The 602-nt window shown below is 63.5% G+C and carries 1 protein-coding gene; it reads left to right on the top strand.

Annotated elements, in window-relative coordinates:
* Positions 1 to 73: 73 nt before the first annotated feature.
* On the top strand, positions 74 to 602 hold a 529-nt coding region (locus SMD10_RS25520; protein WP_331688518.1), incomplete at its 3' end, for a transposase.

Here is a 602-nt window from a genome sequence, read left to right as displayed (position 1 = left end):
GGACACCTCGAAAAACCTCGCGTGGCTGGGCGTTTCATGATTCCATCGGTCTCGACGGGATCAGGAGGCATAGATGCGCGGGCAGCCGGGGTTCTGGGATGTTGACGAGCGATATGTCCGGCTGAGCGAGGCGGGCGATCCGCTGGAGAAGCTGAACGCCATCGTGCCGTGGGAGGTGTTTCGCAAGCCGTTAGCCAAGGCGCTGAAGCGCTCGGACGGCGCCAAGGGCGGCAGGCCGCCCTACGATCCGGTTCTGATGTTCAAGGTGCTGATGCTGCAGGCGCTCTACAACCTGTCGGACGATCAGACCGAGTTCATGATCCAGGACCGGCTGTCGTTCATGCGGTTTCTCGGCCTCGGGCTCGCCGACACGGTGCCGGACGCCAAGACGATTTGGCTGTTCCGCGAGCACCTGGCACAGGCCAGTGCGATCCGGAACCTGTTTGCCCGCTTCGACAAGCATCTGGCCAAGGCAGGCTATCTGGCGATGGGCGGTCAGATCGTTGATGCGACGATCGTCGCGGCGCCCAAGCAGCGCAATACCGAGGAGGAGAAGGCGGCGATCAAGGCCGGCGAGGTGCCGGAAGGCTGGAAGGACAAGC

Origin of the sequence: Consotaella aegiceratis (assembly GCF_036541425.1) — a bacterium.
Lineage (GTDB): Bacteria > Pseudomonadota > Alphaproteobacteria > Rhizobiales > Rhizobiaceae > Consotaella > Consotaella aegiceratis.
Note: the sequence above shows the minus strand (reverse complement) of the source record. Positions and strands in the feature narration are given on the sequence as shown.